This window comes from Bradyrhizobium sp. AZCC 1578, from assembly GCF_036924675.1.
In the GTDB taxonomy this organism is placed as follows: domain Bacteria; phylum Pseudomonadota; class Alphaproteobacteria; order Rhizobiales; family Xanthobacteraceae; genus Bradyrhizobium.
Genome location: NZ_JAZHRZ010000001.1, coordinates 6902042 through 6925202, shown reverse-complemented (window position 1 = coordinate 6925202; position 23161 = coordinate 6902042). Strand labels below are relative to the sequence as shown.

Annotated in this window: 23 protein-coding genes and 1 pseudogene; 11 read left to right on the top strand and 13 right to left on the bottom strand. The window is 63.1% G+C overall.

Features of this window, described 5'->3' with window-relative positions; all coding sequences use genetic code 11:
* Positions 1-5: 5 nt before the first annotated feature.
* Positions 6-611 carry a TIGR00730 family Rossman fold protein gene (locus tag V1290_RS32900; RefSeq protein ID WP_334368202.1) on the top strand — a complete coding sequence of 202 codons (606 nt, stop codon included), beginning with the start codon at positions 6-8 and terminating at the stop codon, positions 609-611.
* Positions 612-622: 11 nt separating this feature from the next.
* Here V1290_RS32900 and V1290_RS32895 read toward each other — a convergent pair whose 3' ends face one another.
* From V1290_RS32895 to cysS, 4 genes are all read right to left on the bottom strand, one after another.
* The gene (locus V1290_RS32895) at positions 623-1000 is read right to left on the bottom strand and encodes a VOC family protein (protein WP_334368201.1); all 378 of its coding nucleotides are present in this window, start codon (positions 998-1000) and stop codon (positions 623-625) included.
* Positions 1001-1128: 128 nt separating this feature from the next.
* Positions 1129-2727 carry a citramalate synthase gene (cimA, locus tag V1290_RS32890; protein WP_334368200.1) on the bottom strand — a complete coding sequence of 533 codons (1599 nt, stop codon included), beginning with the start codon at positions 2725-2727 and terminating at the stop codon, positions 1129-1131.
* Positions 2724-3236, bottom strand: coding sequence for a GNAT family N-acetyltransferase (locus tag V1290_RS32885; RefSeq protein WP_334368199.1), 513 nt, complete (start codon positions 3234-3236; stop codon positions 2724-2726). Before V1290_RS32885 ends, cimA begins: the two co-directional genes overlap by 4 nt.
* 115 nt (positions 3237-3351) lie before the next feature.
* On the bottom strand, positions 3352-4767 hold the full coding sequence (gene cysS / locus V1290_RS32880) for a cysteine--tRNA ligase (RefSeq protein ID WP_334368198.1): 1416 nt from the start codon (positions 4765-4767) through the stop codon (positions 3352-3354).
* Positions 4768-5232: 465 nt separating this feature from the next.
* Here cysS and V1290_RS32875 point away from each other — a divergent pair, with 465 nt between their 5' ends.
* Together V1290_RS32875 and V1290_RS32870 are read left to right on the top strand one after the other, a co-directional pair.
* A complete protein-coding gene (locus V1290_RS32875; RefSeq protein ID WP_334368197.1) occupies positions 5233-5541 on the top strand; it encodes a hypothetical protein in 309 nt (102 codons plus the stop codon).
* Positions 5542-5711: 170 nt separating this feature from the next.
* Positions 5712-6884 (top strand): DUF2865 domain-containing protein, encoded by a 1173-nt coding sequence (locus tag V1290_RS32870; protein WP_442895031.1) that lies wholly within the window; start codon positions 5712-5714, stop codon positions 6882-6884.
* Between the two features lie 10 nt (positions 6885-6894).
* On the opposite strand, the gene V1290_RS32865 is transcribed toward V1290_RS32870, so the two are convergent.
* The 3 genes from V1290_RS32865 to V1290_RS32855 form a co-directional block, all read right to left on the bottom strand.
* Positions 6895-8643 (bottom strand): NAD+ synthase, encoded by a 1749-nt coding sequence (locus V1290_RS32865; protein WP_334368195.1) that lies wholly within the window; start codon positions 8641-8643, stop codon positions 6895-6897.
* Positions 8644-8789: 146 nt separating this feature from the next.
* Positions 8790-9143: a diacylglycerol kinase gene (locus tag V1290_RS32860; RefSeq protein WP_334368194.1), complete on the bottom strand. Its 354-nt coding sequence runs from the start codon at positions 9141-9143 to the stop codon at positions 8790-8792.
* Between the two features lies 1 nt (position 9144).
* On the bottom strand, positions 9145-10533 hold the full coding sequence (locus V1290_RS32855; RefSeq protein WP_334368193.1) for a class II 3-deoxy-7-phosphoheptulonate synthase: 1389 nt from the start codon (positions 10531-10533) through the stop codon (positions 9145-9147).
* Between the two features lie 287 nt (positions 10534-10820).
* On the opposite strand from V1290_RS32855, the pseudogene V1290_RS32850 reads away from it, so the two are divergent.
* Positions 10821-11685, top strand: a pseudogene (locus V1290_RS32850) (alpha/beta hydrolase family protein).
* 7 nt (positions 11686-11692) lie between these two features.
* On the opposite strand, the gene V1290_RS32845 reads toward V1290_RS32850, so the two are convergent.
* On the bottom strand, positions 11693-11956 hold the full coding sequence (locus tag V1290_RS32845) for a hypothetical protein (protein WP_334368192.1): 264 nt from the start codon (positions 11954-11956) through the stop codon (positions 11693-11695).
* A gap of 67 nt (positions 11957-12023) precedes the next feature.
* Positions 12024-12236 (bottom strand): hypothetical protein, encoded by a 213-nt coding sequence (locus V1290_RS32840; protein ID WP_334368191.1) that lies wholly within the window; start codon positions 12234-12236, stop codon positions 12024-12026.
* 190 nt (positions 12237-12426) lie between these two features.
* Here V1290_RS32840 and V1290_RS32835 point away from each other — a divergent pair, with 190 nt between their 5' ends.
* Together V1290_RS32835 and V1290_RS32830 are read left to right on the top strand one after the other, a co-directional pair.
* Positions 12427-13017 carry a cysteine hydrolase family protein gene (locus tag V1290_RS32835; protein WP_334368189.1) on the top strand — a complete coding sequence of 197 codons (591 nt, stop codon included), beginning with the start codon at positions 12427-12429 and terminating at the stop codon, positions 13015-13017.
* A gap of 80 nt (positions 13018-13097) precedes the next feature.
* Complete coding sequence (locus V1290_RS32830) at positions 13098-14174, top strand: flavodoxin family protein (protein ID WP_334368188.1); 1077 nt, start codon at positions 13098-13100, stop codon at positions 14172-14174.
* Between the two features lie 85 nt (positions 14175-14259).
* Here the strand turns inward: V1290_RS32830 and V1290_RS32825 are convergent, their stop codons facing one another.
* The 4 genes from V1290_RS32825 to rpiA all read right to left on the bottom strand — a co-directional run bounded on the left by V1290_RS32825 (position 14260) and on the right by rpiA (position 17951).
* Positions 14260-15111: a 3-hydroxybutyryl-CoA dehydrogenase gene (locus V1290_RS32825; protein ID WP_334368187.1), complete on the bottom strand. Its 852-nt coding sequence runs from the start codon at positions 15109-15111 to the stop codon at positions 14260-14262.
* A 68-nt stretch (positions 15112-15179) separates the two neighbouring features.
* A complete protein-coding gene (gene gor / locus V1290_RS32820; RefSeq protein WP_334368186.1) occupies positions 15180-16565 on the bottom strand; it encodes a glutathione-disulfide reductase in 1386 nt (461 codons plus the stop codon).
* A gap of 117 nt (positions 16566-16682) precedes the next feature.
* On the bottom strand, positions 16683-17228 hold the full coding sequence (locus V1290_RS32815) for a DUF2059 domain-containing protein (protein ID WP_334368185.1): 546 nt from the start codon (positions 17226-17228) through the stop codon (positions 16683-16685).
* 24 nt (positions 17229-17252) lie between these two features.
* Positions 17253-17951, bottom strand: coding sequence for a ribose-5-phosphate isomerase RpiA (gene rpiA, locus V1290_RS32810; RefSeq protein ID WP_334368184.1), 699 nt, complete (start codon positions 17949-17951; stop codon positions 17253-17255).
* A gap of 161 nt (positions 17952-18112) precedes the next feature.
* Here rpiA and V1290_RS32805 point away from each other — a divergent pair, with 161 nt between their 5' ends.
* The 5 genes from V1290_RS32805 (at position 18113) to V1290_RS32785 (ending at position 23153) form a co-directional block, all read left to right on the top strand.
* Positions 18113-18805 carry an HAD hydrolase-like protein gene (locus V1290_RS32805; RefSeq protein WP_334368183.1) on the top strand — a complete coding sequence of 231 codons (693 nt, stop codon included), beginning with the start codon at positions 18113-18115 and terminating at the stop codon, positions 18803-18805.
* Positions 18806-18945: 140 nt separating this feature from the next.
* Positions 18946-19974: a GTP 3',8-cyclase MoaA gene (gene moaA, locus V1290_RS32800; protein ID WP_334368182.1), complete on the top strand. Its 1029-nt coding sequence runs from the start codon at positions 18946-18948 to the stop codon at positions 19972-19974.
* Between the two features lie 213 nt (positions 19975-20187).
* The gene (locus V1290_RS32795) at positions 20188-20727 is read left to right on the top strand and encodes a TRAP transporter small permease subunit (RefSeq protein WP_213290257.1); all 540 of its coding nucleotides are present in this window, start codon (positions 20188-20190) and stop codon (positions 20725-20727) included.
* Complete coding sequence (locus tag V1290_RS32790) at positions 20724-22331, top strand: TRAP transporter large permease (protein ID WP_334368181.1); 1608 nt, start codon at positions 20724-20726, stop codon at positions 22329-22331. Before V1290_RS32795 ends, V1290_RS32790 begins: the two co-directional genes overlap by 4 nt.
* Positions 22332-22571: 240 nt before the next feature.
* Positions 22572-23153 (top strand): TRAP transporter small permease subunit, encoded by a 582-nt coding sequence (locus V1290_RS32785; RefSeq protein ID WP_334368180.1) that lies wholly within the window; start codon positions 22572-22574, stop codon positions 23151-23153.
* Positions 23154-23161: the final 8 nt, after the last annotated feature.

The following is a 23161-nucleotide window of genomic DNA, read 5'->3' as shown; positions in this document are numbered from 1 at the left end:
TCTCCATGGATCAAATCAAAACTGTCTGTGTCTATTGCGGCTCCGGCGCCGGCTCCAATCCCCGTTTTGTGGAAGCTGCCCAAGCCCTGGGAAAAACTTTTGCCGAGAACAGTATCCGCCTCGTCTATGGCGGCGGATCGGTCGGGCTGATGGGCGAGATCGCCAAGTCCACCCTGGATCATGGCGGCCTCGTCACCGGCATCATCCCGGATTTTTTGAAATCGCGTGAACTTGCGCTGTCGCGTGTCCAGGAGATGATCGTCACGCCTGACATGCACGAGCGCAAACGGCTGATGTTCGAACGCTCGGACGCCTTCGTGGCGCTGCCCGGCGGCATCGGCACGCTGGAAGAACTGGTCGAGCAGATGACCTGGCAGCAACTCGGCCGCCACTCCAAGCCGGTGCTGCTCGCCAACATCGACGGCTTCTGGGAACCGCTGCTCTCGCTGCTCGCGCATATGCGCGCGACCGAATTTATCCGCCCGGCGTTCCCAATTGACGTGCTGATAGCCGACCGCGTGGAAGACATCCTGCCGCGCCTGAGTGCCCACGCCGCCCGTACGCCGGCGGCGACAAAGAAGCTTGCGCCGGAAGTGGCGCGGAGGCTTTAGGCCTCCTCGGCTCACTCGCTCGGAAACGTTACCGCTTCGATGCGGTTGCCATCGGGGTCGATGACAAAGGCGGCGTAATATTTGACGCGATCATGCGGCCGAATGCCCGGCGCGCCGTCGGAACGGCCGCCGGACTTCAGCGCTTCTGCGTGAAACGCATCGACATCATCAGTTGTTTTCGCGCGAAGGCAAATATGGGTGCCGCTTTCGGGCGCGACCGACGCCATGCCGGCGCGCAGGTTGATCCAGAATTCGGGGTAGGTTTTGCCGAAGCCGATGGTTGCGGGACGGGTGACGAGCCGTGAGAGGCCGAGGGCTGCGAGGGTTGCTTCATAGAAGCGCGCTGAACGTTCGAGGTCGCTGACGCCGACGGAGATATGATCGATCATGGAGTTACCTCTGGCCTCTCCCATCATTGCGAGCGAAGCGAAGCAATCCATACTTTCTTCGCGGCGGGATGGATTGCTTCGTCGCTGCGCTCCTCGCAATGACGGCGGTTACACCGTCATCGCGCACCTCACGCCGGCGCGCCTGACTTCACCAGCTTGTAGACCACCGAATCCATCAGCGCCTGGAATGAGGCGTCGATGATATTGGGCGAGACGCCGACTGTGATCCAGCTATCGCCGTTTTCATCCTCGCTCTCGATCAAAACTCGCGTCACCGCTTCCGTGCCGCCATTGAGGATACGCACGCGGTAGTCGATCAGCTTCAGCCCCTCGATGTACTTCTGGTACTTGCCGAGATCCTTGCGCAAGGCGACGTCGAGCGCGTTGACGGGGCCGTTGCCTTCCGCCGCCGAGATCAGGCGTTCACCGGCGACATCGACCTTCACCACAGCGAGCGCCACCGTGACGCGCTGGCCGTTGGCATTGTAGCGCTGCTCGACATTGACGTCGAACTGCTCGACCTTGAAATATTCCGGCACCCGGCCGAGCGTGCGCCGCGCCAGCAGATCGAACGAAGCATCGGCGGACTCATAGGCATAGCCGGCCGCTTCCCGCTCCTTCAGTTCATCGACCAGGCGCGCCAGCTTCGGATCGCTCTTGTCATAGGCGATGCCGGCGCGGTCGAGTTCGGCCATGACGTTCGAGCGGCCGGCTTGGTCGGACACCAGCACCTTGCGATGGTTACCGACCGCTTCCGGCAAAACGTGCTCATAACTGTGCGGATCCTTCATCATCGCAGAGGCATGGATGCCGGCCTTGGTCACGAAGGCGCTTTCGCCGACATATGCCGCGTGGCGGTTCGGGGCGCGGTTGAGCATGTCATCCAACGTGCGCGACACCTTCATCAGCGTCGCCATCTTCTCGTCCGTGACGCCGATTTCCAACGCGTCGGAGAACTCGTTCTTCAGCCGCAGCGTTGGGATCAGCGAACAGAGGTTGGCATTGCCGCAGCGTTCGCCGAGCCCGTTCAGCGTGCCCTGGATCTGCCGCGCACCCGCGCGCACCGCGGCCAACGAATTGGCCACCGCCTGCTCGGTGTCGTTATGGGCGTGGATGCCGACATGGCTGCCCGGGATGTGCTTGGTGACAGCGCCGACGATGGTCTCGATCTCGTGCGGCATGGTGCCGCCATTGGTATCGCACAGCACCACCCAGCGCGCCCCGGAATCATAGGCTGCCTTGGCGCAGGCGAGCGCGAAATCGGCATTCTCCTTGTAGCCGTCGAAGAAGTGCTCGCAGTCGACCATCACCTCGCGCCCGGCGGCCTTCGCAGCAGCCACGCTGTCGCAGATCGAGGCGAGGTTTTCCTCGTTGGTGGTCTCGAGCGCCACCCGCACCTGATAGGCCGAGGACTTTGCGACGAAGCAGATCGCATCGGCCTTGGCCTCGATCAGCGCGGCCAGCCCCGGATCGTTCGAGTTGGAACGGCCGGGACGGCGCGTCATGCCGAACGCGGTGAATTTGGCATGTTCGAGTTGCGGCTTTTCGGCGAAGAATTCGGTGTCGGTCGGATTGGCGCCGGGATAACCGCCTTCAACGTAGTCGATGCCGAGTTCATCGAGCATCTGCGCGATGATCTGCTTGTCGTGCAGCGTGAAATCCACGCCGTTGGTCTGCGCGCCGTCGCGCAGCGTGGTGTCGAACAGATAGAGACGTTCGCGGCTCATGTCGGCGCTCCCGGCGCGGCGCTTGTCGCCAGCGTCTTCTGCATCGTAGTGTTGGCGAGCCATTCGCCGTTGAGCGAGACGGTATTGCGCTGCTTCGCGGTATAGCCGCGCTTTCTGAACAACGGCTCGGCTGTATCGCTGGCATCGACCATCAGGGTTTTCGCGCCGCGCGCGCCCGCCAGCTTCTCCAGCGCATCGACCAGCATCGAGGCCACGCCCTGCCCGGCTACGCTCGGATGCACGTAGAGCATATCGATATGGTCAGCGCCCCTCAGCGAGGCGAAGCCGACCGGCGCGTTCTGGATGGTCGCGATCAGCGTCAACTGCCCGGCGAGCTTCTTGCCGAACGCGGCTTCGTCGTCGGCCGCCTGCGCCCAGGCTTCCTGCTGCGCCTCGCTATAATCGTCGCCGGTCAACCCCTCGATGGCGGCAACGAAGATCGCCGCCAGCATTGGAACATCCGCCGGCAAAAACGGCCGCAAGCCGGGTTTTGGCAATGCCTGTCCCATCGTCGCTACCATAATCCGTACAGCTTCGTCGCCAGCGCCACGGCGGCGGCAATCAGCGCGACCTTCAGTGCGATATAATAGAGCCAGTGTTTCGGGAAAGGCGTGTCGGGCTTCATCACGCAATCTCCCAGGTGGTCACGGGCTTACCATCGGCATCCTTGCCGTCCTTGATGGCAACGCCCATGGCGGCGAGCTCATCGCGGATACGGTCGGATTCCTTGAAGTCCTTCCGCGCGCGCGCCGCCGCGCGCTCCGCAATCAGGCGGTCGACGCGTTCTGCATCTATGCCGCTCGCCTGCTCCTTCCGCCCCTTCCACTCCGCAGCGCTCATCGAGAGGAAGCCGAGCAGGCGGAGCGAGGCCGCAAACTCGCCGCGTTCCCGCGCGCCGCCGGACGCCGCCGCGTTGCGCAGGCTGTGCAGGACAGCCATCGCCAGCGCTGTGTTGAGGTCGTCATAGAGCGCCTCGATCATCGCCGGCGACGGCTCGCTGGCGACGGCATCGGCTGCGATCGCATACCAATCGTCGAGCGTCTTCGCGCTCTCTTCCGCACCCTTCGGGGTCCAGTCGAGCGGTGAACGATAATGCGTCTTGAGCATGCTCAATCGCAGCACCTCGCCCGGCCAATCGGCCAGCAATTCCCGGATCGTGAAGAAGTTGCCGAGCGATTTCGACATCTTCTCGCTCTCGATCTGCAGGAAGCCGTTGTGCATCCAGACATTCGCCATGCGATCGGAATGAAACGCGCAGCAGGTCTGCGCGAGCTCGTTCTCATGGTGCGGAAACACCAGATCGATGCCGCCGCCATGAATGTCGAACTTCTCGCCGAGATGCTTCCAGGCCATCGCCGAGCATTCGATGTGCCAGCCGGGGCGGCCTTCCACCTTGATACCTGATGGCGACGGCCATGACGGCTCGCCCGGCTTCGACGGCTTCCACAACACGAAGTCGGTATTATCGCGCTTATAGGGAGCAACATCGACGCGGGCGCCGGCGATCATCTCGTCGAGCGAGCGTTTTGAAAGCGCGCCGTAGCGCGGCATCACGGAATTGGCTTCGTTCATCGCCTGCGGCGAAAACAGCACGTGATCTTCGGCGACATAGGCAAAGCCGCCGGCGACCAGCTTTTCGATGATCGCTCGCATCTCCGGGATGTGCTCGGTCGCGCGCGGCTGCACCGTCGGAGCCAAGCAGCCGAGCGCGGTGACGTCGTCCTGGTATTGCCGATAGGTTTCTTCGGTGACTTTGCGGATCGCCTCGTTCAGCGGCACGCCGGGATAGTCGCGCGCGGCGCGCACATTGATCTTGTCGTCGACGTCGGTGATGTTGCGGACATAGGTCACGTGATCGGCGCCGTAGCGATGGCGCAGCACGCGAAACAGCACGTCGAACACGATCGCCGCGCGGCCATTACCGATATGGGCGAAGTCATAGACCGTCGGTCCGCAGGCATACATGCGAACGTTATCGGCATCGAGCGGCACAAACGGCCGCTTCTCCTTGGTCAACGTATCGTAGAGACGCAATTCCATGGCGTACCCATCCCAGTGCCGCGGGCGATTTGAAGTTCCTGCAGGGGTAGCAGCGAGATCGACCAGGAACTTCAAATCGCAGGCGGCACTAAACTTTTAGTTTCTTGCAGCGCACCTGCTCTCGCATTCGCAACCCCATTCGCCGCAAGAACATGCGAATGCGAGAGCCGGTGCGCTGCCGGCCGGGCGTCCAGTGATCTCATTTTTGAGAAAAGACGGCCTCAGCCAGCGAATCGCTAGCTAATAATCTCGCGGCAAATGGCGCAGATGGCGAGGAGACCGTTCATGGTTCCAACCATTGCGGTATCGCACGCACGGCGTCAAGGCCTTGCTTGTGCCCGATTTGGGGGCGATCAGGCCGCCGAACCCCGCCATTCGCAGCCGCCCTCGGCCCTCATGGTTAATCATTATTAACACTTTGGGCCTATTTCTGAGGGCGGTCTCTTCCCGCCGCCGGTGCCATCCATGCGACTTTACTCCGCACTCATTGCCTGTGCCTTCCTGCTCGCCGCCTCGGCCGCTGCCGCCGACAGCCGCGTCTTCATCGTGGCCAACCAGGCCGATGGTTACGGCGTGGACGAGTGCCTCGCCAGAGGCGACAAATGTGGCGCCCACGCCGCCCGCTCCTATTGTCAGTCACGGGAATTTGCGCAGGCCACCGCCTATCGTCGCGTCGAGCCCGACGAGGTCACCAGCGCGGTTCCGATCGGCGGCGGCAACAAGTGCTCAGGCCCGGCGTGCGGCGAATACGTCGCCATTACCTGCCAGCGCTAAACCGACCTAATCCTGCGATTTTAAGGGCCGGTTTGCCACACCCGCGCCCCGGAAACGACGTGACGCTGCCCCGAGAAGCAGCTATTGGATGCGGCCTTGGCCGCAGAACGCCGCCTTGGCCGCGTCATCAGGCTTTTTGAGCCGCGCGGATCAGCTCTCAATGGCCGGATATGCTGAAAATTCGCAACGCTTCCCTCTCCCTTCGAATTTTGACCTGCGCCATCCTGCTCGGCATCGCCGCCCCGGACGCACCCGCTTTGGCGCAGACGAACCAAGACGCCATGGCGCAGATGAACCAGGATGCCCCGCCCCAACAGGGCGCGCAGGCCAATCCGATCTGCATCCGGCTCGAAGGACAATTGGCGACGATCGACCGCGGCGCGGGCACCGGTGACCCCGCCAAGGATGAACAGATCCGCCGCTATCAGGAAGCCGAGTCCAAGCAGCAGGCCGAGTTCGACCGGGTCACGCTGCAAGCCAAGCGCATGGGCTGCGACAGCTCGGGCTTCTTCTCGCTGTTCAACGGTCGTTCCGCCCAGTGCGGCCCGGTGAACAACCAGATTCAGCAGATGCGCGCCAATCTCGACCAGATCACCACCAGCCTGGAGCGCCTGCGCAGCGGCGGCATCGGCGGCGCTGACCGCGAAAACCAGCGCCGCTCGGTGCTGGTGGCGCTCGCGCAGAACAATTGCGGCCCGCAATATGCCGCTGCCGCGCGCGGCCCTGGCAACTTCATCGACAGCCTGTTCGGCAACAACAACAACACGCTGCCGCCGCCGAGCGCCGATCTCGGCGCGCCATCCGGCACCTATCGCACCGTCTGCGTCCGCACCTGCGACGGCGCCTATTTCCCGGTCTCGTTCGCTACCGTGCAGGCCCGCTTCCAGGACGATGAGCGGACCTGCAAGGCGCTGTGCCCGGCGGCGGAGGCGAACCTGTTCGCCTACCGCAATCCCGGCGAAGACATCAACCAGGCGGTCTCGATCAACGGCCAGCCATATTCATCGCTGCCCAACGCGTTCAAATTCCGCACCGAGTTCAACGCATCCTGCTCCTGCAAGCCTGCGGGCCAGACCTGGTCCGAAGCGCTGAAGTCCGTCGACGACAGGGCGGCGGTCGAACAGCAGGGCGACATCATCGTCACCGAGGAAAGTGCGAGGCGGATGCAGCAGCGCGGGCAGGCGAAAGGCGCGCCGCCGCCCAAGAAGGGCGCCGCGCCCGCAGGCACCACCGCCGCCGCGCCTGCACCGGCGACGGCTCCGGCTGATACGGCGGCCCCGACCAACGACAAGGACAAGCCGATCCGCACCGTCGGCCCGACCTTCATCCCGCCGAAGCAGTAGGCGAAACGCCCTACCCTTCGAACGCATCCGCCGAGGCGCGGCCGGCGCGGGCGACCAGTTTTTCGTCGGGCGCGGGCAGCGCCTTGCCGTTGTCGCGGAAGCGGTTGGTGATGGGATAGCGGCGGTCGCGGCCAAAGTTCTTTTCGGTCACCTTGACGCCGGGCGCAGCCTGCCGCCGCTTGTATTCGGCGATGTTGAGCAGGCGATCGATCCGCGTCACCATTTCAGCCGGGAAACCGGCCGCGATGATCGTGGCCAGCGGCTCCTCGCGCTCGACCAGACGCTCCAGTATGCCGTCCAGCATCTCGTAGGGCGGCAGTGAATCCTGGTCGGTCTGGTTCTCGCGCAGCTCCGCCGTCGGCGGGCGCGTGATGATGTTGACCGGGATCACCCTGCCCGACGGCCCGAGCGCGCCGTCCGGCTTCCACTCGTTGCGCAGACTCGATAGCCGGAACACTTCGGTCTTGTAGATGTCCTTGATCGGATTGAAGCCGCCGTTCATGTCGCCATAGAGCGTGGCGTAGCCGACCGACATTTCCGACTTGTTGCCTGTCGTCACCACCATCGCGCCGGTCTTGTTGGAAATGGCCATCAAGAGCGTGCCGCGGGTGCGCGCCTGCAAATTCTCTTCGGTGATATCGCGCGGCAGCCCGGCAAATGGTCCGGAGAGGATTTTCTCGAAGCCGTTCACCGCATCGGCAATCGGCAACACCTCGTAGCGGATGCCGAGTGCTTTGGCGAGTTTTGCGGCATCGTCGAGCGACACCTGCGCAGTAAAACGGAACGGCAGCATCACGCCGCGGACCTGATCCGCGCCGAGCGCATCAACCGCGATGGCCGCGCACAGCGCGGAATCGATGCCGCCGGAGATGCCGAGCAAGACGCCCGGAAAGCCGTTCTTGCGGACGTAGTCGCGCAGGCCCAGCACGCAAGCGGCGTAATCGCCCTTGTCGCCTTCGAGCAGCGGCATTACGGGGCCCGAGCAGCGCCAGCCCTCGGTGCCCTTGGTCCAGGTCAGCGTGACGATGCTTTCTTCGAACGCGGGCAGTTGCGCCGCCACCGAGAGGTCGTCGTTGAGCGCGAACGACGCGCCATCGAACACCAGTTCGTCCTGTCCGCCGATCTGGTTGAGATAGACCAGCGGCAGCCCGCTCTCGGTGACGCGGGCGACCGCAATCGACAGCCGGAGGTCGTTCTTGTCGCGCGCGTAGGGCGAGCCGTTAGGCACCACGAGAATTTCCGCGCCGGTCTCGGCGAGGCACTCGACGACGTTCTCGTATTCCTCGGACTCTTCGAGCCAGATGTCCTCGCAGATGGGGACGCCGACGCGGATGCCGCGGACCGTCACCGGCCCGGCGGCCGGACCGCGCGTGAACAGCCGCTTTTCATCGAACACGCCGTAGTTCGGCAGGTTCGCCTTGAAGCGCAACGCGGCGATGCGGCCCTGATCGAGCAGCGCGCAGGCGTTATAGAGCTTGCCGTCCTCGACCCACGGCGTGCCGATTAGAACAGCCGGTCCCCCGCCCGCGGTTTCGCGCGCCAGCTCTTCGACCGCGGCGCGGCAGGCGGCCTGAAAGGCTGGCTTCAGTACCAGGTCTTCCGGCGGATAGCCGCAGATGAACAATTCGGGCAGCAGCAGGAGGTCGGCGCCATCGGCCGCAGCCTTGTCGCGCGCCGCGCGGGCCTTGGCGGCGTTGCCTGGCACGTCGCCGACCGTCGGGTTCAACTGCGCCAGGGTGATCGTAAAGGTGTCGGTCATGGGAGCGATGGTGCCTTGCACAAGAGCAAACTGCAATTGCTCGCTTTGATAGCGTTTTCGAGCGAAGGGATACCGGTTCGCGCGAAGAAAACGCGTCAAAACAAAAACTTAGATATGCGGTTCTGATCCTGATCAGCACCGCATATCTAAATAGCGCCCATGCGTTCCGCGAGGGCGAACAGCCAGAACAGGCCGGCCATCAACAGCGCCACGCCGACCGCCGCCGACCCCATATCCTTGACCTGGCCGATCTTCGGATCGTGATCGGTGGTCAGGCGGTCGGCGAGCTTTTCGATCGCGGTGTTGAGCAGCTCGACCACCAGGACAAAGGCGACGGCCGCGACCAGTTCCACGCGGCGCATCGTGGTCGCACCGATCAGCCAGGCCAGCGGTACCGACAGCGCCAATGCGAACAGTTCCTCGCGGACGGCCTGCTCCGAGCGGATCGCAAAAGCGAGGCCGTTACGCGTGTTGATCGTGGCCCGCCAGAGTCGCAGCAAATCAAAGTCCCGCTGCGGCCGGCATCGGCTGAGCTTTCCCGGCGCGTTCCTGCTTCAGCAGTTCGGCAATCAGGAAAGCCATATCGATCGACTGTTCGGCGTTGAGGCGGGGATCGCAGACCGTGTGGTAGCGGTCGTTGAGGTCCTCGTCGGTGATGGCGCGCGCGCCGCCGATGCATTCGGTGACGTCCTGTCCGGTCATCTCCAGATGCACGCCGCCGGCATGGGTGCCTTCGGCGGCGTGGATCGCGAAGAACGACTTCACCTCCGAGAGCACCCGGTCAAACGGACGGGTCTTGTAGCCTGATGTCGAGGTAATGGTGTTGCCGTGCATGGGATCGCAAGACCAGACCACAACCCGCCCTTCCCGCTGCACGGCGCGGATCAGCGGCGCGAGATGATCGCCGACCTTGTCGGAGCCGAAACGGTTGATCAGCGTCAGCCGTCCCGGCTCGTTGTCGGGATTGAGGATGTCGATCAGCTTGAGCAACTCATCCGGCTTCAGCGAGGGGCCGCATTTCAGGCCGATCGGGTTCTTGATGCCGCGGAAATATTCGACATGGCCGTGGTCGAGCTGGCGGGTGCGGTCGCCGATCCAGATCATGTGGCCTGACGTCGCGTACCAGTCGCCGGTGGTGGAATCCACCCGGGTCAGCGCCTGCTCGTAGCCGAGCAGCAGCGCCTCGTGGCTCGTGTAGAAATCGGTGGCGCGCAGTTCGGGATGGCTTTCGAGATCCAGCCCACAGGCGCGCATAAAGTTCAGCGCGTCGGAAATTCGATCCGCCAGTTCCTTGTACCGGCGTGACTGCGGGGAGTCCTTGAGGAAGCCCAGCATCCACTGGTGCACGCTGCCGAGATTGGCGAAGCCGCCGGTCGCGAATGCGCGGAGCAGGTTCAGCGTCGCCGCCGACTGCCGGTACGCCATCAACTGGCGCTGCGGATCGGGGATGCGCGCTTCCGGGGTGAAGGCGATATCGTTGATGATGTCGCCGCGGTAGCTCGGTAGCTCGACGCCGCCAACCTTTTCCATGTTCGACGAGCGCGGCTTTGCGAACTGCCCGGCGATGCGGCCGACCTTCACTACCGGCAGCGCGCCGGCATAGGTCAGGACCACGGCCATCTGCAGCAGCACGCGGAAGAAGTCGCGGATGTTGTTGGCGCCGTGCTCGGCAAAGCTCTCGGCGCAATCGCCGCCCTGCAGCAGGAAGGCCTCGCCGGCCGCGACGCGGGCGAGCGCCTTCCTCAGGTTACGGGCCTCGCCGGCGAACACCAGCGGCGGAAACGTCGCAAGCTGCGCCTCGACGTCGGCCAATGCCTTGGCATCGGGATAATCGGGGACCTGCAGCACCGGCTTGGTGCGCCAGCTATCGGGCGTCCACCGCTCGGACATGACGTTAACTCCTGAGCAAAAACCGCAACTTATCCGCCTTCGTTAAAACTTCGGCGCGACCAAAGTCGGGAAGACCAAGGCGAAGCCTCGCGGCTGAGCCGGGTCGAAGGTTACGAAGGCCGGGTTATACACAGGCCGCGGGCCGACCGCCAGTTAGATTTCCGGTAGTCCTGACAAGCTCTTGCGGCGAAATCCGAATTCGCATTTGTTATGGCCGCTCGCAAAGCTGGCAGGAGAACACGGTGGCCGAGCCGGGGCTGGACGACATATTTAGCGACGACATCACGATGCCCGCGACGGATGGATATCCCCTTGCCGCGACGCTGTTTCTGCCCCGCGGGGCCAAACGCCATGCGGTCCTGGTCAATTCAGCGACCGCCGTTCCCCGCAAGCTCTACCGGGGCTTTGCCAGTTACCTCGCCCACCGCGGCTGCGCGGTTCTGACCTACGACTCGCGGCACCGGCGACTCGAGGCCGCAGGCGCTAACCGGCTCCATCAGGCCAAAATCGCTGGTCGGCTTCAAGGCCTCGATGTCGGACTGGGCAGCCCAGGACATCACCGCGGCGGTCGCCTGGATGCGGGAGCGTTACAAGGCGCTGCCCTTCGCCTATGTCGGGCATTCGTTCGGCGGCCAGGCGCTCGGCCTGTTGCCGAACAATTCGGAGATTTCGCGTGCACTCCTGATCGCCGCGCAAGCCGGCTACTGGAAACTGATGACGGCGCCGGAGCGCTACCGCGTCTATGCCCTGCTCAATTTTTTCGGCGCTCCGTTGACCCGCGCGCTCGGCTACATGCCCGGCAAGGCCGGCCTCGGCATGGATCTGCCGAAGGATGCATTTTTGCAATGGGTCGGCTGGGTGATGAGCCCGCGCTATCTGTTCGACGATGCCAGGCTCGAAGCCGTGCAGAATTTCCCGAAATACCAGGGCGCGCTGCGTGCACTCTGCATGTCCGACGATCCCTGGGCAACGCCGCCGGCGGTCGAATTGTTGTGTTCGGGATTTACCTCGACTGCGCCTGAGATCATCACGGTGAGGCCTGCGGATACTGGCGTGAGCAAGATCGGGCATATGGGATTTTTCCGGCCCGAGCATCGCGACACGCTGTGGCGCGGGGCCGCGGAATGGATCCAGGCGGAGGTCCGCGCGTAACTTGCGATCAGCCCGCGCACCGGGGACATTGGCCGTCCGCGGCCTCGCCAAGCTGACGCGCGAACTCGCTCCTGACAGCTTGCACCGGCCAATGGGTGCCATCGCTCCTGACAATTTTTCTTGCGCGCTCGAAAGCATGACTCTCAGCGGCGTCATCGCCGACGCGAACAATCACATCCCAATGGAAAGGGCATGCTGCCGTGGCGCGCGTGGTCTCCAACGCGTAGCGCACCGTTGCTGTCAGATCGTCGGCATCGACCTTCACGGGCATGAATAATACCCTCTACACAGGGACGGCCATCGGCGTTGAGACCGCGCATGCGCGTGGCGGCCGGCGCTCACCTCACCACGGCGGCCGCATCACCGTCGTCGCCGGGCAAGACGTATTCGACCGCCAGCAGCCCGCCTTCAACGATGAGAAACGCAACCGCGCCGCCTAGCCAGCCGAAGTACGCAATTGCGAAGCCCAACAGGAGCAGGGCACATACGACATCCGCCAGTATCTTGCCGCTCCGCTCGACCGCGTCATATCCTCTGGAAAAGTAAGCCATGGCCTTTCCGTCCACGCGTCATCAACCATGAATGCAACGTGGCACAAAGGCGGGAGTTCCGTTCACCCTCCGCCGCCGAGCCTCGGTCGCGACGTTACGCGCACCTGGCACGGCCGGACGTTCCCGGCCGGCTGTTGAAACCAGCTCCCATTTTCCGAATTAGCCTTCTCAATGAGGCGAGAGGCCACTCATGGAAGGAATTCGCGACGCCGCACATCTGTGCATCGATATGCAGAACATCTTCGCCAGGGGCGGCGTGTGGGAAACTCCATGGATGGAAAAGGTATTGCCGGTGATCTCGCAGATCGCCGCACGATATCGGGAGCGGACGGTATTCACGCGCTTCATTACACCCGAGCGGCCGGAAGACCGTCGCGGCCAGTGGCGCGTCTACTTCACCAAATGGGAGCGCGCGACGCGCGGCGATCTCGCGCCCGGCGCGCTCGACATCGTGCCGGCGCTAGCACGATATTCACCGCCGGCTCTGGTCGTCGACAAGCCCGCCTATTCGGCGTTCTTCGGATCGCGGCTCGGTCATCTGCTGGTCGAGCGGCATGTCGGCACAGTGGTGGTGTCAGGCGCGGAGACTGATGTCTGCGTGCTTGCTACGGTGCTCGGCGCGGTCGATCTCGGCTTTCGCGTCGTCATCGTGCAGGATGCGCTGTGTAGTTCCTCGGACACCGGCCATGATGCGCTGATGACTATGTACCGGACGCGGTTCAACGAGCAGATCGAGCTGGTCAGCGCCGCGGAACTGTTCGACATGTGGCGTCCGGACTAGATGCTCCGGCCAGCCCCCGGAACCGCCGCTCCGGCTGCAACGTTGACACGGCAGCCATCATCGCGCGAAAGGATCGATCCATGGCGGCGCCGGATGTTCGCAAGGAAATGCCGCCCGTCAAATTGCCGCGCGAGGAATTCGAGAGGCGCTATCGCGGCCGCTTTGTCGATCCGGTCTTCCAGCCGCTGCATCGCGAGCTCGACGCCGTCGTCGCGGCGGCATGGGACGCCTATAGTCATTCCCGCAAAGCCCCGCTGACGCGCAAGGCGGGCGCGGGCTTCGCCGATCCCGAGTACGAAATCGCGGTGGACTGGCTGGCCGCACGCGAGGCTATTCTCGAAGCGCAGCGGCGCCACGACGATACCGCTGCGCAGCCGCGCATCCTCGTCATCAACGGCTCGGCGCGAAGCGAGCATACCTGCCCCGGCGAGGCGTCCAAGACGTGGCGGCTGGTCAAGCTCGCCGAGCCGGTGCTGGTCGAAATGGGATGTGCGGTCGACATTCTGGATCTCTCGCGGCTAACGTCGGAATATGGCCGGCAGATTCATCCCTGCAAATCCTGCGTCGCCACCGCGATGCCGCTCTGCCACTGGCCCTGCAGTTGCTATCCGAACTATTCGCTCGGCCAGACCGACGACTGGATGAACGAAATTTATCCGCTCTGGGTGGCCGCGCACGGCATCCTGATCGTGGCGCCGGTGAACTGGTATCACGCGCCGACGCCGCTGAAGGCGATGATGGATCGCCTGGTCTGCGCCGATGGCGGCAATCCCGATCCGACCTCGACGCACGGCAAGCATGCCGACCAGGCCAAGGCGCTCGAACTGAAGGGATGGTCCTATCCGCGCCATCTGGCCGGCCGGCATTTCGGCCTCGTCGTGCACGGTGACAGCGCGGGCACGGAGACGCTGCGCCGCTCGCTTTCAGACTGGCTAACCGACATGTCGTTAATCTCGGCTGGCCGCACCGCCGAAGCCGAGGGCTACATCGGCTACATGGAGCCCTACGCCACCTCGCACCAGGCACTCGACGAGGACCGGGAATTTCAGGAGGAGGTGCGCAACGCGGCACGCGCGCTGGGGAATGCGGTGAGGCTGGCGCGTGAAGGCAAATTCGAGAATCCGGCGAAGGGTCTTGCCGATCCGAATCCGAAATGACTTCGTCGGATGGGTGGAGCGACTTGTCCGCCGTAGGTCGCCAGCGAAGGCGGAAGCGATACCCATCCTAGATGCTGTCGCTCCCCTACTTCCCGTAACTATAAAACCCCTGCCCGGTCTTGCGGCCGAGATGACCGGCGGCGACCATTTCCTTCAAGAGCGGCGCGGGGCGGTATTTCGGATCGTTGAAGCCCTGGTAGAACACCTCCATCACCGACAGCATGGTGTCGAGGCCGATCATGTCGGCGAGCGCCAGCGGGCCGATCGGATGGTTGCAGCCGAGCTTCATGCCGGCGTCGAGGTCTTCCGCGGTCGCCAGCCCCTCCTGCAGCGCAAAGATCGCCTCGTTGATCATCGGGCAGAGGATGCGGTTGACCGCAAAACCCGGGCTGTTCTTTGCCGTGATCGAGACCTTGCCGATCCGCTTTGCAAAGGCTTCCGCCTTGGCATGGGTATCGTCGGAGGTCTGCAAACCCCGGATCAATTCCAACAGCGCCATCAGCGGCACCGGATTGAAGAAGTGCATGCCGATGAAGCGGTCCGGCCGGTCGGTCGCCGCCGCGAGTTTCGTGATCGAGATCGAGGACGTGTTGGTCGCGAGCAGCGCCTGCGGCCGCAGTTTTGGGCAAAGGTCCTTCAGGATTTTCATCTTCAGGTCCTCATTCTCGGTCGCCGCCTCGATCACGAGATCGCAGGTGGAAAACTTCGCCGTGTCCGTGGTCGTCGTAATGCGCGCCAGCGCCGCCTGCCGGTCGGCGTCAGTCATCTTCTGCTTGTTGACGAGGCGCTCCAGGCTGTTGGCGACCACAGACATGCCGCGGGTAAGCGCTGCATCGGAAATATCGGTCATGACCACCGGAAGGCCCGCCGCCGCACACACCTGCGCGATCCCGTTGCCCATCGTGCCTGCGCCTACGATACCGATCTGCTCAATCATTATTCGCCTACCTCTGTTCTTGAATACTGAATGACGTCGTTATCAGAATGCGGCGGATGTTGCGAAACCTACTCCGCCGCCTGCCGCACATACCGTGCCGTCGGCGTCCGCATCGTTACCAATTCTTCGGCCGCCGTCGGATGCAGCGCGATCGTCGCGTCGAAATCGGCCTTGGTGGCTTTCATCTTTACTGCAATCGCGACCGCCTGGACGATCTCGGCGGCGGTGTCGCCGACGATGTGACAGCCCAGCACGCGATCCGTCGTGCCGTCGACCACGAGCTTCATCAGCACGCGGGTGTCGCGGCCGGACATCGTAGCCTTTATCGGACGGAAATCGGCCTTGTAGATGTCGACATGGCTCACTTGCGCGCGTGCCTGCGCTTCGGTCAGGCCGACGGTGCCGACCTCGGGCTGCGAGAACACCGCCGTCGGAATGGTGGCGTGGTCGACTGCTACCGGCCGCTTGCCGAACACGGTGTCGGCGAAGGCATGGCCCTCTCGGATCGCGACCGGCGTCAGATTGAGGCGATGGGTGACGTCGCCGATCGCATAGATGTTGTCGACCGACGTCTTCGACCACTCGTCGACGGCAATGCCGCCATTGGCTGGGTTGATGGCGACGCCGGCCTTCTCGAGCCCGAGATTGGCGACGTTCGGGTGGCGGCCGATCGCGAACATCACCTTCTCCGAGGCGACGCTCGAACCGCTGGATAGATGCGTGGTGTATTCGTTGCCGTGCTTGTCCACTTTATCGATGGTGCAGCCGGTGATGATCGTAATCCCCTGCTTCTCCATCTCGGCGCGCACGTGCTTGCGGACGTCCTCATCGAAACCGCGCAGAATATTGTCGCCGCGATAGATCACGGTCACGTCGGAGCCGAAGCCGGCAAAGATGCCGGCGAATTCCAGCGCGATATAGCCGCCGCCCTGGATCACGATGCGCTTCGGCAATTCCGTGAGGTGAAACGCCTCGTTGGAGGAAATCACGTGCTCGATGCCGGGGATCTCCCGCCCATGGTTGGGCGCGCCGCCGGTCGCGATCAGGATGTATTTTGCGGTGACCGTTTCGCCGGTCAACAGGCGCAGCGTGTGGGCGTCTTCCAGCACCGCGCGCGTCTTGACGATGCTCGCGCCTGATTTCTCGACATTGGCGGCGTAGATGCCTTCGAGGCGGGCGATCTCCTTATCCTTGTTGGCGACCAGCGTCGGCCAATCAAAGGAGAATTCGGGAATGGTCCAGCCGAAGCCTTTTGCGTCCTCGATCTCGTGGCGGACATGCGAGCCGAGCACGAACAGCTTTTTCGGCACGCAGCCGCGGATCACGCAGGTGCCGCCCATCCGGTATTCTTCGGCAACCATGACCTTTGCGCCATGGCCAGCAGCGATGCGGGCGGCGCGAACGCCGCCCGAACCACCACCGATGACGAACAGATCGACGTCGAACTTTGCCATCTCAACCCCGCCCGAAGTCGCCCGTTTGCTCTCTTATATCTGTATTTGACGCGTTTTCTTCATGCGAACCGGAAGTCCACCCTCGGATCAAGTCCGAGGGCATGCTTCGCTTGAAGATCAGATATCCTTGCCGCGCTTCTTCATCTCGGCGCGGAACTGGCCGTTGATGACTTCAGCAAATTGCTGTGCCCACTGGTTCATATAGGACATGCTGAACTGAATGGCGCGGGGCTCGTTCGCGAGCAGCTTCTGGCCGAGCGGCGACTTGTAGAAGGTCACGAGGTCCTTCAACTCCTGCTCGGTGAACTCATTGGCGTAGACCTGCGCCATGCCTTCGCCGATCTCCTTTTCGCGGCCGGCCAGATTCTTGGCCACGATCACGGCGACCTCGTTGAGATCCTTCTGATAGTTCAGATTGCTCTGCATCAGCACGTTCTTGGTCTGCTCGACGAGATTGGGAACGGCGTTGGCGTACATCGCGGCCGCATTCTTCATCGCCAGGATTTCCTTGGCGGCGGCGATCGCCGCCGGTGAACCGGGCTTGAGTGGCGCGGTCGCAGGCGCCGCGGGCGCGTTCTTCTGCTGCGCGCCGGCCGGAGCGCCGGTCAGGGCCAGCCCCACCGCAAGGCCGGCCGCCGACAAAATCCGTGAAACCCTCTTCATTCCAATTCTCCTCGATTACCGGCGTTACCGCCGCTCAACTACGCGAATTCCCTGGGCACCTGCCAGGACGGCGGTGCTGGCCAAGCCAATGAACAACCCGTGTTCGACGACACCCGGGATCAGGCTCAACAGGCCCGCCAGACGCGGCGCATCGGCGATGCGCCCGAGATGGGCATCGACAATCCAGTGGCCGCCATCGGTGACAAAAACGTGGCCGTCCTTGCCCTTGCGGAGCCTCATTTGCCCGGAAACGCCGCTTTGGGCAAATGCCGCGGCCATGGCCCGCTGGGTGGCGGCCAGCCCGAACGGAATCACCTCTACAGGTAGGGGGAAGCGGCCGAGAACATCGACCCATTTGGTATCGTCGGCAATCACGATCATGCGATCGGACGCCGCCGCCACGATCTTCTCCCGGAGCAGCGCCCCACCGCCGCCCTTGATCAGGTTGAGGGCGGGATCTAGCTCGTCGGCACCATCGACGGTGAGGTCGAGCCGGTCGACTTCATCGAGCGTGGTCAGCGGAATTTTGCAGGCCTCGGCCTGGGCGCGGGTCGCTTCCGAGGTCGGCACGCCGATCACCTTTATCCCGCCGGCAACCCTCTCGCCGAGCAGTTCGACAAAATGCTTGGCGGTCGAGCCGGTCCCGAGCCCGAGCTTCATGCCATCCTGCACATGCTCCAGCGCCCGTGCCGCCGCTTGCCGTTTAAGTTGGTCCATATCCACGTTGACGATGCTCCCCAGATCCGCCGATCCGCGGGCGCATGTCTAGCGTCGTTTTGGCCTTGGGAACAGCGCCGTGGCCCGTCTAAATTGTCAGAAATAGGTTGTTCGCTGTGTCGGGGCTGCACTTGCATGAAGGCCCGCCTGCCGCTAGCGAATTCCGGATGAGCCTTCCCCGCACTGTTGTCTTCGACCTCGACGGCACGCTGGTCGACACCGCGCCCGACTTGATCGCCGCCCTCAATTTCGTGCTCGATCGCGAAGGATTGCCGCCGCTGCCGCTGCGTGCCGCGCGCAACATGATCGGCGCAGGCGCCCGCAAGATGATCGAACGGGGGCTGGAGCTGGCAGGCCGTGCGACAAGCACTGGCGACATCGACCGGCTCACCAGGGATTTTGTCGATTATTACGGCGCCCATATCGCCGTCGAATCGCGCCCCTTCGAGGGGCTGGAGGCCGCGCTCGACGATCTCGAGGCGCAGGGCTGTCGTTTTGCGGTCTGCACCAACAAGCTGGAATGGCTGTCGAAGCGGCTGCTCGACGAACTGGGCCTGAGCGGACGGTTCGCCGCGATCTGCGGCGCCGACACGTTCGGCGTCGCCAAGCCCGACCCCGTGATCCTGCGGCAAACGGTGGCGCGCGCTGGCGGGGATATCGGCGCGACCATCATGGTGGGTGACGCGGGACCTGACGTCGGCGTCGCCAGGCGGGCCGGCGTTCCCGTGATTGGCGTCGAATTCGGCTACACCGACGTTCCGATCGCCCAGCTTGGGCCCGACCGGCTGATCGGGCATATGCGCGAATTACCGGCCGCCGTGGATGGGCTCAGCGGCCGCTTTACGGATTTAACTGTTTGATCTTACAGTTATTATTTGATCGCCATAGGCCCCCCGCCTGCCCCCGCGGCCCCCTTTCAGAGGTTGCGATTGTAGGCGCCTTACAAGGTGCCTAGATTATGCTAGCGAACCAGCACGCGGCCCCTTTAGAGGCAGTTTGAATGAGCGGCTCCCCGTCACCCGATCATCTGATACGTCCGATGGTCGATCCCTTCGGCCGGACCATCCGGTATCTGCGCGTGTCGGTGACCGATCGCTGCGACCTGCGCTGCTTCTACTGCATGTCCGAGGACATGACGTTCCTGCCGAAGAAGGATCTCCTGACGCTGGAGGAACTCGACCGACTGTGCTCGGCCTTCATCGCCAAGGGCGTGCGCAAGATCCGCCTCACCGGCGGTGAGCCGCTGGTCCGACGCAACGTGATGTCGCTGGTGCGCTCGCTGTCGCGGCATCTCGGAACCGGCGCACTCGATGAGCTGACGCTGACCACCAACGGCTCGCAACTGGCGCGCTTTGCGGCCGAACTGCGCGACTGCGGCGTCCGCCGCGTCAACGTCTCGCTCGACACGCTCGATCCCGCAAAGTTCCGCACCATCACGCGCTGGGGCGATCTCGACCAGGTTCTGGCCGGCATAGAGGCCGCGCGGAACGCAGGGCTTGCGGTCAAGATCAATGCGGTGGCGCTGAAGAACGTGAACGAGGAAGAGATCCCCTCGCTGATGGAATGGGCGCACCGCAAGGGCATGGCGTTGACGCTGATCGAAGTCATGCCGATGGGCGACATCGGCGAAGGGCGGATCGACCAGTATGTGCCGCTGTCGCTGCTCCGTGCCCGCCTTGCGCAGCACTACACGCTGACCGATCTCGACGACGACACCGGCGGCCCCGCTCGCTACGTCCGCGTCACTGAGACCGGCGGCAAACTCGGCTTCATCACGCCGATGACGCATAATTTCTGCGAGTCCTGCAACCGCGTACGGATCACCTGCACCGGCACGTTGCACACCTGCCTCGGCCATGAGGATGCCTCCGATTTGCGCAAGCCGTTGCGGGCTTCCGAGGAGGACGACCTGCTCTCGGCAGCGATTGATCGCGCCATCGGGCTGAAGCCGAAGGGCCACGACTTCATCATCGACCGTCGGCATAATCGCCCGAGCGTCTCGCGCCACATGAGCGTGACGGGCGGCTAGTAACCGCAGCCCCATATCGTCCGACGCATTTTCCGATTGACGCTGTTGCAGCGCGCTGGAATGGTGCGGCTGCTTCACGCCAGCATGGCTGGACAGGCCACGCACCTAAACGGAGCGGCGAAGACGGCGGAAGCACAAAAAGGGGGGAGGACGATCGATGCCATCGATCGCGACATCGGCGATGGCGTCGTGGCCACCGCCCGGGCAGGTATGATGCGGCCGCTGTTAGCGCTCAGTGCCGGCATCGATCTGCTCAACGAAAAGATCGGCAATCTCTGCAACTTTCTGGTCCTCGCAGCGTGCACGGTCAGCGCCGGCAATGCGATGATCCGCTACGCGTTCGGCTATAGCTCCAACGGCTGGCTCGAACTGCAGTGGTACATGTTCGCCATCTTCGTGATGTTCGGCGCCTCCTACACCTTCAAGCGCAACGAGCATGTTCGCGTCGAAATCTTCTATTTGATGCTCTCTGAACGCGGCCAGCTCTGGCTCGACCTGATCGGAACGCTGTGCTTCCTGATCCCGGCCTGCCTGCTGCTGACCTGGCTGTCCTGGCCGTTCTTCCTGCAGGCCTACGCCGTCGGCGAGGAATCCAGCAACGCCGGAGGCCTGTTGCGCTGGCCGATCAAGCTGGTCGTGCCCGCAGGCTTCGTGATGCTCGCACTGCAGGGCGTCTCCGAGGTCATCAAGCGCGTCGCCGCGCTGCAGAATCTCGTGACCATCGATGCCAGGTACGAAAGGCCGGTGCAATGATCACGCTGGAAATGATGCCGCCGCTGATGTTCGGCGGACTTATTCTGGCGATGCTGATCGGCTTTCCCGTCGCATTCACGCTGGCGGCGGTCGGATTCTCGTTCGGCTTTCTCGCGATCCATCTCGGCTTTTTCGACTTCAGCTTCATGCAGGCGATTCCGGGCCGCATCTTCGGCAGCGTGCTGGCCAACGAATTGCTGCTTGCGATCCCTTTCTTCACGTTCATGGGCGCCGTCCTCGAACGATGCGGCCTGGCCGAAGACATGCTGGATTCGATGGGGCAGTTGTTCGGCCCGGTGCGCGGCGGACTGGGCTACTCCGTGATCATCGTCGGCTTCATTCTCGGCGCGATAACCGGCACGGTGGCGGCCCAGGTCATTGCCATGGCACTGATCTCGATGCCGGTGATGATCCGCTATGGCTACAACATGCGCTACATCACCGGCGTGCTGGCGGCCTCGGGCACCATCACCCAGCTCGTGCCGCCATCGCTGGTGCTGATCGTATTGGCCGACCAGCTTGGCAAGTCGGTCGGCGATATGTATCTCGGCGCTTGGGGACCATCATTATTCCAGATCGCGCTGTTCGCCGGCTACACCTTTGTGCTCGGCATCATCAAGCCGGACCACGTGCCGCCGGTGCCGAGGTCGGCGTTGACACTGACCGGCTGGCCGCTGTGGCGAAAATGCCTGATGGGAATCATCCCCTCGGCGGTGCTGATCTTCGTCGTGCTCGGCACCATGATGCTGGGCCTGGCGACGCCGACCGAAGCCGGCGCGATGGGAGCCGTTGGCGCCGTCGTGCTTGCCGCAATACATCACAAGGAATTCAGCGCGGCCGGCAACAGGATTCTGCTGATCGGCATCGCTGCCGCAGGCGTCGGAACGATTCTCGGAATCCTCTACACGGGCAGCTTTCTCTTCAAGATCGCCTTCGCGATCACCTATCTCGCCGTGATCTGGATTTGTCTGGAAGCCGTGCGCATTCCCGACCTCCGCGACCTCATCCGTCAGGGCTATCAGTCGACGATGCGCCTCACCTCGATGGTGGTGTTCATCCTGATCGGTTCGACCTGCTTTTCCGTGGTGTTCCTCGGCGTCTCCGGCGGCGTCTGGCTGGAGCACATGCTGACCTCGGTACCCGGCGGGGTCTGGGGCTTCCTGATCTTCATCAACCTGTTCATCTTCTTCCTGGCGTTCTTCCTCGACTTCTTCGAGATCGCCTTCATCATCCTGCCGATGGTTGCGCCGATTGCGCAAAAGGTGCTGGCGCCAGTGGTCGGCGCGGATGCGGCTTTGATCTGGTTCGGCGTGATGTTGTGCGTCAACATGCAGACGTCGTTCCTGCATCCGCCGTTCGGCTTTGCGCTGTTTTACCTGCGCGGCGTGGCGCCCAAGGAAGTCAAGAGTTCCGACATTTATTGGGGGGCGATCCCCTGGATCGGCCTGCAGGTCATCATGGTCGTGCTGGTGATCGCTTTCCCCTGGACCGTTACCGCGTTGCTGGACAAGCCGGTGAGCGCGGAGGATCTCAGCAAGATCAGAATTGAGGTTCCGCAGATCGAATTGCCGCCGCTGGATTTAGGTCCGCTCAAGCAGCAGTAGAAACTGATCCGGCAAACAATGACTCGTTGACGAAATTGTGCCCACAGCCTGCCGCCCAGGCCAAGGCGCAATGGTATTCCGCAGACGAAATATTCCCCTTCAATATCAACAAACTTCCGATTGACGGCAGCAGCGAGCGCTGGTTTGGTGCATCGGCTTCATGCTAGCTCGGCAGGATAAGCCGGCTGCGCCTAACCGCGCGGTCAAGACGGCAGAGGCGTCAGTCTGGGAGGGTCATCGTTGCAATCGCTTTTGAAATTGAGCCGGGGAATCGACGCGTTCACGCGGTGGACGGGCAAGCGCCTGGCGTGGCTCATTCTGATAGCCGTGCTCATCTCGGCCACCAACGCGGTCGTGCGCAAGACTTTCGACGTGTCGTCGAATTCCTGGCTGGAGCTGCAGTGGGTGCTGTTCGGCGTTGTCTTTCTGCTGTGCTCGCCATGGACGATGCTCGACAACGAGCACATCCGCATCGATATCGTAAACAACATGTTTTCCAAGCGCTGGCGGGATATCGTCGACATCATCGGCCATGTATTTTTCCTGATGCCACTCTGCATCGTGATGATCGTCACCGGCGGTCCGTTCTTCATGCGCTCGGTTGAAATCAACGAACAGTCCGGCAATGCCGGTGGTCTGCCGCAATGGCCGGCCAAATCGCTGATCATCATCGGGTTCGTGTTCCTGTTCGCTCAGGGCATTTCCGAACTGATCAAGCGAATCGCCGTGATGCGCGGCCTGATTCCGGATCCACACGCATCGCAGATACATGCTCTCGAAGCCGAGGTCGAACACCTCGTCGAGGCGATCGAAAAACGCTGATCGTCGGC

Bases quoted from the DNA above. Each gene is read 5' to 3' on its own strand.
- V1290_RS32900 (WP_334368202.1), top strand. From the start codon at position 6: ATGGATCAAATCAAAACTGTCTGTGTCTATTGCGGCTCCGGCGCCGGC.
- V1290_RS32895 (WP_334368201.1), bottom strand. From the start codon at position 1,000: ATGATCGATCATATCTCCGTCGGCGTCAGCGACCTCGAACGTTCAGCG.
- cimA (WP_334368200.1), bottom strand. From the start codon at position 2,727: ATGAGCCGCGAACGTCTCTATCTGTTCGACACCACGCTGCGCGACGGC.
- V1290_RS32885 (WP_334368199.1), bottom strand. From the start codon at position 3,236: ATGGGACAGGCATTGCCAAAACCCGGCTTGCGGCCGTTTTTGCCGGCG.
- cysS (WP_334368198.1), bottom strand. From the start codon at position 4,767: ATGGAATTGCGTCTCTACGATACGTTGACCAAGGAGAAGCGGCCGTTT.
- V1290_RS32875 (WP_334368197.1), top strand. From the start codon at position 5,233: ATGCGACTTTACTCCGCACTCATTGCCTGTGCCTTCCTGCTCGCCGCC.
- V1290_RS32870 (WP_442895031.1), top strand. From the start codon at position 5,712: ATGCTGAAAATTCGCAACGCTTCCCTCTCCCTTCGAATTTTGACCTGC.
- V1290_RS32865 (WP_334368195.1), bottom strand. From the start codon at position 8,643: ATGACCGACACCTTTACGATCACCCTGGCGCAGTTGAACCCGACGGTC.
- V1290_RS32855 (WP_334368193.1), bottom strand. From the start codon at position 10,533: ATGTCCGAGCGGTGGACGCCCGATAGCTGGCGCACCAAGCCGGTGCTG.
- V1290_RS32845 (WP_334368192.1), bottom strand. From the start codon at position 11,956: ATGCCCGTGAAGGTCGATGCCGACGATCTGACAGCAACGGTGCGCTAC.
- V1290_RS32840 (WP_334368191.1), bottom strand. From the start codon at position 12,236: ATGGCTTACTTTTCCAGAGGATATGACGCGGTCGAGCGGAGCGGCAAG.
- V1290_RS32835 (WP_334368189.1), top strand. From the start codon at position 12,427: ATGGAAGGAATTCGCGACGCCGCACATCTGTGCATCGATATGCAGAAC.
- V1290_RS32830 (WP_334368188.1), top strand. From the start codon at position 13,098: ATGGCGGCGCCGGATGTTCGCAAGGAAATGCCGCCCGTCAAATTGCCG.
- V1290_RS32825 (WP_334368187.1), bottom strand. From the start codon at position 15,111: ATGATTGAGCAGATCGGTATCGTAGGCGCAGGCACGATGGGCAACGGG.
- gor (WP_334368186.1), bottom strand. From the start codon at position 16,565: ATGGCAAAGTTCGACGTCGATCTGTTCGTCATCGGTGGTGGTTCGGGC.
- V1290_RS32815 (WP_334368185.1), bottom strand. From the start codon at position 17,228: ATGAAGAGGGTTTCACGGATTTTGTCGGCGGCCGGCCTTGCGGTGGGG.
- V1290_RS32805 (WP_334368183.1), top strand. From the start codon at position 18,113: ATGAGCCTTCCCCGCACTGTTGTCTTCGACCTCGACGGCACGCTGGTC.
- moaA (WP_334368182.1), top strand. From the start codon at position 18,946: ATGAGCGGCTCCCCGTCACCCGATCATCTGATACGTCCGATGGTCGAT.
- V1290_RS32795 (WP_213290257.1), top strand. From the start codon at position 20,188: ATGCGGCCGCTGTTAGCGCTCAGTGCCGGCATCGATCTGCTCAACGAA.
- V1290_RS32790 (WP_334368181.1), top strand. From the start codon at position 20,724: ATGATCACGCTGGAAATGATGCCGCCGCTGATGTTCGGCGGACTTATT.